The sequence below is a fragment of the Bacillus sp. JJ783 genome (genome assembly GCF_036963225.1).
In the GTDB taxonomy this organism is placed as follows: domain Bacteria; phylum Bacillota; class Bacilli; order Bacillales; family Bacillaceae_G; genus Bacillus_A; species Bacillus_A cereus_U.
Map to the genome: position 1 here is coordinate 1 of NZ_JBALMG010000046.1, position 7,961 is coordinate 7,961.

The window sequence follows — 7,961 nt, forward strand, 5'->3', positions numbered from 1 at the left end:
TGGGCAACGCCCAAGGTTTTGTTTTGCCACGTAGCAAGTGGCTCGGCAGAGCCGAAGAGCGTCGCAGACCCCTATCTGTTTTGATGCGAAAGCGTCAAAACACGTATAGGGTTACTCTAATTGACTCCATTTCGTCGCTTTGCTAGACTTATGGTATCAATTAATCTAGGGGAAGTGGTGGCATTTTATGTTGGGGTCTATCTCATTTAATCAATCTCACCAAAGTTCATTGAGCCACAATAACAGAGAAAACATGCATGGAAATCCTGGTATAGATCTATCCAGGTCAGAGGAGAATATTTACTTTGTTCAAAAGGACATCCGAAGTGTATACAAGGATATCTTTCAAAAAGCGTTGGACAAGTATAACGAGAAACAAAAACGGAATGACCGTAAGATTGATGATTACTATGACAAAATACATAAAGACGATAAGACGCATGAGCAACGAGAACTCGTTGTAGCGATTGGGGAAGGTAAAGACGACCCAATGTATAGAGAGGCGAAAAAAGAAGCACTGAAGCGCTATGCTGAGGCGTTTCAAGAGCGAAATCCAAATCTAGTAGTTTATAACATGGTTTTACATGATGATGAAGCCAATCCACATTTACATATTAACTATGTACCAAATTTCGAAAGTAGTCGAGGATTAACGAGGCGTGTCGGAATGGATAGAGCTTTGCAACAACAAGGTGTAGAAGGAACGGGAAGAAAGTTAATTGCACATTGGAGAGAATTAGAAACGGCCTATATTGAGCAATTAGCGAAAGAACACATTCCGAATTTTGAACGTGCCAATGTAGGTTCACATAAATACATGAAAGTCCGTCAATACAAGGAATATGCAGAAACAAAATCAATTGTTGAGAATCAAGTACAAGAAAAAGAAACGCAGTTACAAACGATTGACCATCATTTAAAAAATGTTGAAGAGAAAACAAACGAATTACAAGTAGCGAAAAAGAGTTTGGAAAGTGATGTCGTTGATAAGTACAAAGAATTAGAGATAGTGAAACAAGAAGTAGAGAGTGAAAGTGAAAAGCTACAGCTAATTGGCCAGCGTCATGTAGAGTTAGAAAAAAGAGTAAAACAAATGCAAAAAGAATTAGATAGTGCTACAGATCAAGTGCCAAATGAACCTGTTAAAATTCCATTTTTACGTAAAGAAGTAGTAGTAGAAGTACAGGATAAAATGTTTGGAAAAGCTGAGATCACGAAAAAACAGACAAGAAATTATGTGTTATCACCAGAACAATATCAAGAAGTAACAAAGCAAGTGAATGCAGCTGTCATTATTAAAAAAGATTATGAGCGTTTGAGAGAAACAGATTTTGTGAAAGAGAATGTAAGTTTAAAAGTTCATGCAGAGGGATGGATGAAAGAGAATCGAACGTTGAAACAAGAAAAAAGTCAGTTACAAAAAGAAGTTGGTGTATTAAATAGAGAAATAAGCTCGTTAAAGGTTCATATAAAGGATTTACAGGCAAACATAAGGGTTTTATATCAACAGACAAAAAAAGTCTTTAAAGAGAAATTTAAGGCGTTTAGGGGGCTTATTAAAGAAAATTTGGATAGAAAGGGAATTAATAATTATTTTGAGAATGAACATAAGAAAGAAATTAATAAACCTAGGGGATTTGATATGGAACGGTAAACCAGGTTATTGAAAACGTGATAGAATGAAAAAAAGAGCCATGCGGGAACATGACTCTTTTCATAGGGTATTCTACGAAAATACCTAGAATTCAATTATCTGATTATAGATTATCATAATTTGATTTATAATCAAATAGCAAAAAATAGGTGTTTTTGTTGATTCCCTCAATTAAGGAGGAATTAACTTAGATATGACAAAAAAAATTATTGATTTTGGACAAGCTGACAAAAAGGCAAAAGAAAGAGATAGTAAAATTAATAGCATTTATGAAAAGCTTGAAGGTAGTGGTGGACTTTCTGAAGAAGAAAGAGTCATTATGCTACAAGTATTAAGTAAAATGTCTGGTGGAGAAGAGTATTTTATAGGGAAGAAGAAAAAACCTACAGATCGGGTGAGATTTGTCCAAATGATTACAGAGAATATTGATTATTTATGTGAAATTGGCTATTTAACTCAACCAGAAAAGGCATTTTTATTTGATATTTCAAGATTTCTAGAATTTAAATCAAATGTCATTGTTGAAAAAAATGAAGAAGATGATATAAAACCGAATACGGCATCTCCTAGTTATTTAGCTAAGAAATTAGGGAAAACAAGGACTTCTATTTCAAAAATAATGAATGAATTGCTTGAAAAAGGGGTTTTAGGAGTTGCAGAAACAGGTGTAATAACTGAAGATGGAAGGACTTGTTCAGCAAGAACTTGGTTTGTTAACCCCAATATATTATGTAATTCACCTAAAGATGATATTGATAGAGCAACTCAACAAATTTTTTCAAAAGCGCTACGCAATATCAAAATTGAAGGTAATAAGAAAAAACATAAACTACCAATTTATTTATTTTAGATGTCGATTTTATATTGACATCTTTTTTTATGTGTGTTTTTACATTTTTTAGGTGTTAAAAAAAATTAACACAGGTGTTAAAAAAAATTAACACCTCATGTCTTATAAACCCTTGATATTACTGACTTTCTTTACTTTGCTCTTCTCACTCTTATATATAGGGCTAAAAGTTCCGCAAGGAACAGGTAGTATTTTTGAGCAAATAACGCTCAAAAATCTCCACCTTCAGAAAAAGAAAAGTCGGTTCGTTAATCCTCACCTAAAGGCTATTGCCTTTTCTTTTTTTTTGTCCTTGCGGAACTTTTTTCGGCTGATTTTTAGCTTTCGCCAAGCCGAACAGACCAAAAACGGGGTTAAGTTGCTCGACTTGGATCAGCAATTGTACCAGCCGAACCGCCTGTTCTTCCGCTCAAGGGATTCTTCTTTTTCTATATGGAATCAACGCTATGTGGGGGTTCGCCCCCACACGACGAGCCAGCACTCACACCCAAAAACAGGGGAAAATAGCATGATAAAACATTTTTACACTCTAGAATTACACTATTATAAAGAAATTTGGTAGTCTTTAATTAGCCTTTAACTTAACCTTAAATTTAAGGGAGATGTATAGATGAACCTCGGTAAACAGATACAATATTTTCGTAAACGGGATAATATGTCTCAAGAAAAGCTAGCAGAAAAAATTCATGTTTCCAGACAATCTATTTCTAACTGAGAAAATGAAAGAAACTATCCAGATATTCATAATTTATTAATGATGAGTATTCTTTTTAATGTCTCCCTAGATGATTTAGTTAAAGGAGATGTAAAAATCATGAAAGAAAAACTTCAAAAATCAATTTTCCTTAAGTGGAGTTATATCATGTTAGTATTAATGATTATACTTCCTATTTCTCTTGTACCTGTATGTTACTTTTTTGGTTATTATGGTTTTATAACACTTTTGGTACTTTCTATTTTTCTTATGTTTGCATCATTGAAAGTTGAAAATATAAAGAAAGAGCATAATTTAAAAACTTATCGTGAAATAGTTGATTTTATAGAGGGAAAACCTGTAAGTAAAATAAAGGTTGATAAAAAAAATAAATTATTAAAAACAAGTTTGATTCTTTCAATTCCTTTAATCAGTTATATTCTGGTTTATTTAGGAATGACTGCGTTTGGAATATAATTTAGAAACATTGTTTTTAGAAAACTATTAAAAGTCCTCCAGATTGTTTAACTGGAGGACTTTTCTGTTTACATAATTTACGTTATCAGCAGTCAATCTAAAAAACTAGAAAAGCCTCTTCAGAGGATTTGAAAGGGCTTTTAGTTCATGTTCCATTACTAAACAGACTCTAATAACCAATAGAAAATCTGTTTTTTCTATTCTTTTTAAAGATTTTAGCTTAATTTTTTAATATTTAGTGCTGCGCCACTTTCAACTAAATTACAAAGAGCTAGAGAACGTCCACCAAGACTTGTATTTCTTAATGAAAAAGTTGAGTTAGTTGGTACTCTTAAAATAGCTGTTCCTGAAAATTGGTCACATGCTTCTTCAGTGCTAGTTATTGTTCCAAAAGATGTTTGGAAATTAGGAACTGGCGCTCCATTTAGGATAGCAGTTACTTGTTGTTCTGAACTTATGCCTGTTATATCATCGGTTGTAATTACATAGTTAATTTCATAATCTCCAGCTACTGGAATGAATACCGTAGTAGGGGAAAGTAAGACAATTCCTCCTGCGGTAGCTACACTTTGGTTGTTAAATGGAATGTCTTGTCCATTAGATATCGTAACAAATGTATTTTGCCAGAAGTTACGATAAGCTGGTGAAAAAGCTGGAATCGAGGGAACAGCAGGTGGAATTGCAGGGAAAAATCTACCACAGCATCCCTTCGTTTTTGAAAAATATGAGTTCAAAATAATTCACCCCCTTTTTTTGAGACTTAATATAATTATTTATATTCAAATTAAGTAATTTAGCTTGTATATTTGTCCAATAAAACTTACGATGCATATCCTATACATGTTCAGTTAACATAACGTCCTATTATCGGTAGCAAATATTTTGATAGAATCTTTGTTTTTATAAGGTTTCTTATTTTTACACTTGTCCAATTCATATGCATGATTTTATGCATTGTTGATATAGCAAGGATTCTAGTGATCCTCGCTATTTTCTTTTTCTTCTTTTTTTGTATAAAAATTTGTATAAATTACTAAATTGGTAGATGTAAAAGAAAACGCTATGTAGCAACTATAGAACGGCTGATAGCAGCTATGGATAAGAAGAACATAACACTAGAACAGGCTATAAACTTAGCGATATCAAGTACTGAAGAAATTGACGTAGCAACTGTTGCTATAGTTAGCGTAGCAGACACAGAACAGAAGAAATCATTTTGAAGTCGTTCTGTTTAGTAAATAAATTTTAAAATTTATTAGAAAAAAGAAAGAAGAATTTTTTAGGATTCTTCTTTCTTTTTAGTGTATGAAAATTTTTAATTAGCAACCAGATTGTCTAGTTGTTGTTCCGCCAATTCTTACTTGTTGAGTTTGTAATACTTTTAAAGTAAGATCAAGAACGATTTTTTCACGTAATTTGTCAAATTCTTTTTCATGATTTTTTTCACATGAATCATCATGACCATGACCATAACCATAATCATCATCATCATGATCACATGGTGAAAAATCAAGTTCATAAAATTCTGCACTAATTAATTCACAGTATGGTTGTTCATTATAGAAAACATTATTTTCAAAGAAGAATTTGTCTAGACGAGGAACATCAGTGTTTTTTGGATTAATGAAACGAGCCTTATTTTCCGAAGCAAAGGCTAATATTGGATTAGAAAGAAAGTCACCTGCAGTTAAATCAGCGAAACCAGAGAATCGAACTTTTGCAATTTTATCATGAATCACGCCATTGCAGTCTTTAGCAGCGTATTCAATATTTTTACGAATGAAACCTTCTACAAACAATTTTGCTCTTGTTACTCGAAAATATCCTGTTGCATCAATTGGCTCATATTCAACAGGTACTAGTTTACATTGTTGTAAAAATACATCTTTTAATACTCTTTTAATTTCTACTGCTGGTGGACAAAGTGGAATATTTGCTTCGACTACAATTTGAAGCGTTCTTTCTGCTAATACAACTGGAATTTTAACTATTGGATTGTTTGTAAGAATAGGCGCTGCTGGAGTATCACTGAATGGAGTTTGTGTTTCTGATTTAACCTTACAATCTTTATGATGATCATCAGAATAATAGTCTTCTTGTTTATTCAATTAAAAAAACCTCCGTTTATTTTTTATTCAAAGCTATCTGCTTTAATATAATATTTAATGTATCTATTTGTGTGAGGGCTCGTATAATAGTGATTTTTCTCATTTTGAAATATAACAAGCTAAATTAGATTAATAAAATTAATGTTTTTTGTATTAGATTTTACTTAGTATGTGTTTTCGTTAAAATTTTGGTAGGTTTTCTTATATTTTAAAAAAGATAAATAATACTAAAGTCAATTGCACTATTTTGAATAAGAAAACATAGATTATAGTGTGGGACGAGTAACGGTGCACTTGTTTACGCTTTTATTGAAATCTCCTTGGAAAGAAAGGAAGTTACTAATAGGTTTCCTTTCTTTTTTAAATATAATGGATATTGTTTTAAATGATTTGAAAGTAAATCGAAATTTTAATATATAAATATATAAATATATAAATATCAAAATATTAATTAATGGCTGTAAAAGGTAATAAAAACATTTCTTTAAATTTGAAAAAAAGGTGTTACCTTTCTAAAGAAGGAAAACACTATATAGCAACTATAGAACAACTTAGAGCAGAGGGAGGACAAATTATGGCTCAAGTACTTTACGTAAATATTGTCTTGCCCTGGAAGAAGCCGGGTATCCTTTTGAGCGAGGTAATAATAATTCTAGAGTCTTTTTTCATAAAGACGTAGCAACTATAGAACGGCTAATAGCAGCTATGAACAAGAAGAGTATAACACTAGAACAGGCTGTAAATTTAGTGATATCAAGTGTTGAAGAAAATGAGGTAGCAATAGTTGCTACGGATAGTGTAGCAGACACAGAACACATAAAAGCATTAGTAGAACGTATAGTACGATTGGAACAACTTAATTTAGAGTTGATTCAAAGATTGGATCAACAAAGTAAACTTTTACAGGAAACAGATGCTCAACGAATAATAAGAGAAAAACAAAGAGATGTTCAATTAATGCAGGTATTAAAAGAAGTACAGGATAGCAATCGCTTAATAGCAGCTTCAGAACAGAAGAAGTCATTTTGGAGTCGCCTGTTTGGTAAAAAAATTAAAATCTAATGATAAAGAGACTCTTGCTTTTTATTTGAAAAAAGATAAGAAGTGAGTTTTTTGTCTATTATTAATAATGATATTGAATTTTTAGCACTATAAATGTTAATCAAACATATATTGTAGTATTGGAATAGGTTTCGCTCACTTATTTCATCTCATTTTATTTTATAATTTCCTTTAAAAAGAACACCAATGGGCATTGGTGTTCTTTTTAAGTAGGTTGGTTTTGAAAAATAAGAAGTTTTCTTTGTTTTAAATTTGTACTTGTTGTACTTGTAAAACTTTTAAAGTAAGGTTTAATACCATTTTTTCACGAAGAGTATCAAATGGTTCGTTTAAGTCTGTTAGATAAGGAGAAAAGTCTAATTCAACAAATTGAGCACTGACTAATTCGCAATATGGTTGTTTGTTATAAAAAACTGTATTTTCGAAGAGGTATTTTTCTAAATTTGGTAAATCACCGTTTTTAGGATTATTAAAATGAGATGTAGTATCTGAGGAAGCAGCTATTAAAGCTAGAGATAGAAAATCATCCTCTATTAGATCTGCAAAACCAGAAAATGGAACATTGGCAATGTGGTTATATATAACTCTATTATATTCATCATTTATATATTCAATATTTTTACGAATATATCCTTGTAAAAATAGTTTAGCTTTTGTAACCAGGCGGTAATTTGTACCTGGTATTGGAGTGAATTCTAGAGGAATTAACTTACCTCGTGTCAAAAATACGTCATTTTTTAAGATACGTTTAATTTCAATTGCTGGAGGATTTAATGAAATATTGGATTCTACAACAATTTGAATTGTTCTTTCAGTTAATACAACTGGTATTTGTACAAGCGGTGCTTCTGTAGTAATAATTGGTGCTGTAATTCTATTACTTAATGGTGTTTGAGTTTGTCCTACCACCTGACATGATGCATTAATTGGACATTGTTCACTCATGTTATTTTAATCTCCTTTTTGAAATTACTTTAGATTTTTAACGAATTTACAGAAAGAATTTTCCTTCCTCAAGCGTGTGAAGGGCGATAGCCCAACGGTAGGTGGGAGATGAATTTTGATTTGGCCATAGCCAAAAACTTTTGATAAACTAGCTAGCTATATGAAGTTCTT

The 7,961-nt window shown here is 31.6% G+C and carries 5 protein-coding genes and 2 pseudogenes; 4 read left to right on the forward strand and 3 right to left on the reverse strand.

Features of this window, described 5'->3' with window-relative positions; all coding sequences use genetic code 11:
- Nucleotides 1-187 precede the first annotated feature (187 nt).
- From V7038_RS10325 to V7038_RS29510, 3 genes and pseudogenes are all read left to right on the forward strand, one after another.
- Entirely contained in the window at nt 188-1,654 is a 1,467-nt protein-coding gene (locus V7038_RS10325) for a plasmid recombination protein (protein ID WP_335470072.1), read from the forward strand.
- 193 nt (nt 1,655-1,847) lie between these two features.
- On the forward strand, nt 1,848-2,504 hold the full coding sequence (locus V7038_RS10330) for a MarR family transcriptional regulator (protein WP_000162377.1): 657 nt from the start codon (nt 1,848-1,850) through the stop codon (nt 2,502-2,504).
- Between the two features lie 610 nt (nt 2,505-3,114).
- Nucleotides 3,115-3,675 (forward strand): annotated as a pseudogene (locus V7038_RS29510) (helix-turn-helix domain-containing protein).
- 215 nt (nt 3,676-3,890) lie between these two features.
- Here the strand turns inward: V7038_RS29510 and V7038_RS10345 are convergent.
- Nucleotides 3,891-4,409: a BclA C-terminal domain-containing protein gene (locus V7038_RS10345; RefSeq protein ID WP_335470079.1), complete on the reverse strand. Its 519-nt coding sequence runs from the start codon at nt 4,407-4,409 to the stop codon at nt 3,891-3,893.
- 585 nt (nt 4,410-4,994) lie between these two features.
- A complete protein-coding gene (locus V7038_RS10350) occupies nt 4,995-5,783 on the reverse strand; it encodes a CsxC family protein (protein ID WP_335470081.1) in 789 nt (262 codons plus the stop codon).
- Between the two features lie 576 nt (nt 5,784-6,359).
- Between V7038_RS10350 and V7038_RS10355 the strand changes: the two are divergent.
- Nucleotides 6,360-6,845, forward strand: a pseudogene (locus V7038_RS10355) (DUF3967 domain-containing protein); the annotation flags it as partial.
- Nucleotides 6,846-7,091: 246 nt separating this feature from the next.
- Here V7038_RS10355 and V7038_RS10360 read toward each other — a convergent pair.
- Nucleotides 7,092-7,790 carry a CsxC family protein gene (locus V7038_RS10360; protein ID WP_335470083.1) on the reverse strand — a complete coding sequence of 233 codons (699 nt, stop codon included), beginning with the start codon at nt 7,788-7,790 and terminating at the stop codon, nt 7,092-7,094.
- Nucleotides 7,791-7,961: the final 171 nt, after the last annotated feature.

Excerpts from the sequence above, each read along its gene's own strand:
- V7038_RS10330 (WP_000162377.1), top strand. The coding sequence starts at position 1,848 with ATGACAAAAAAAATTATTGATTTTGGACAAGCTGACAAAAAGGCAAAA.
- V7038_RS10325 (WP_335470072.1), top strand. The coding sequence starts at position 188 with ATGTTGGGGTCTATCTCATTTAATCAATCTCACCAAAGTTCATTGAGC.
- V7038_RS10360 (WP_335470083.1), bottom strand. The coding sequence starts at position 7,790 with ATGAGTGAACAATGTCCAATTAATGCATCATGTCAGGTGGTAGGACAA.